Source organism: Bathymodiolus platifrons methanotrophic gill symbiont (genome assembly GCF_002189065.1).
Taxonomy (GTDB): Bacteria; Pseudomonadota; Gammaproteobacteria; order Methylococcales; family Methylomonadaceae; genus Methyloprofundus.
The window spans coordinates 1-1,093 of record NZ_BDMN01000112.1 but is presented as its reverse complement, the minus strand read 5'-3'; the positions used below and the strand labels follow the sequence as shown (position 1 = coordinate 1,093).

The following is a 1,093-nucleotide window of genomic DNA, read 5'->3' as shown; positions in this document are numbered from 1 at the left end:
AGCCTAAGCGAAGTGATGATTTTTAGTCCGCGATAGCCGTAGGGCCGTTATTTTGTCGGAGTCTGAGCGTTAGCGAAGGTGGAGACAAAATAAAAGGCCATCCGACACGGCGTCAAGTCATTTGGAGCCTATGTTCCGACCCCTTGTTGGGTCGGGACGAGGTGACGAGGACGAATCGGGGCCGCCGGAGGCATAAGTGGTCGCGTTAAGTTTTTGCTGCTTGCTTGGGCTGGGATGCCCAAAACAAGCTTTCGCAAAAATAGCGACTCCCCGAAAGTCTGTTAGCTGTTTCTTTAAGTGCGGAATCTCCTGTCGCATGGCCGAAACGATCATTGATTAACTTAAAACCATCAAGATCAATGAATAATAAGGCTAGGGATTGATGTTGACGGTGAGATAAATTGATCATTTGTTCAACCCGGTCGGAGAATAAGCGATTATTAGCAAGCCCGGTTAAGTCATCATAATAAGAAAGCAAAGTAATTTGTTCTCTGGTCTGTATTAATGGCGTAATATCGTGGGCAATACCACTTAGCTCGATACAACGTCCATCATTATCAAAGGCCGGGTTCTCCTGTATTTTTAAGGAGCGTTTCTCTCCTTGACTATCAAGTACCTCCACTTGATAAGGAGGTACTATTTCCCCTTTCAGAGTACGCTGGATATACTCATCAATTTTGGCTCTATGTGAATCCTAGTGGGTAGTGCGATAATAATACCATGAATAGTGAATCTTTATTTAGTATGGCTTTAGGCTTACAATCGCCTTGGAAAGTGGAAGAAATTATCTTTTCAAACGACAATATTTTAGAACAGAATGAACTTCATTTGCAGATAGGTTTTGAACCAGGCGCCCGTTTTGCTGATGAATCGGGGGTTCTCTGCCCAGTGCATGATACAGTCGATCGGCAATGGCAACACTTGAGCTTCTTTGAGCATTCTTGCTATCTACATTGCTCTGTTCCTCGCATCACAACAACGGACGGGAAAGTTCGTACTGTAGAAGTCCCTTGGGCTCGCCCCGGCAGTGGTTTCACTCTGCTATTTGAAGCCATGGCATGGGCACTGATTGAAAGAGAAATGCCCGTCAATC

At 45.1% G+C, this 1,093-nt stretch carries 1 protein-coding gene and 1 pseudogene; one reads left to right on the top strand and one right to left on the bottom strand.

The genetic code is table 11. The features are described from left to right. Positions 1 to 205 precede the first annotated feature (205 nt). The gene (locus CDZ78_RS07005) at positions 206 to 676 is read right to left on the bottom strand and encodes a diguanylate cyclase domain-containing protein (RefSeq protein WP_263459191.1); all 471 of its coding nucleotides are present in this window, start codon (positions 674 to 676) and stop codon (positions 206 to 208) included. Between the two features lie 44 nt (positions 677 to 720). On the opposite strand from CDZ78_RS07005, the pseudogene CDZ78_RS07000 reads away from it, so the two are divergent. Next, positions 721 to 1,093 (top strand): annotated as a pseudogene (locus CDZ78_RS07000) (ISL3 family transposase); the annotation flags it as partial.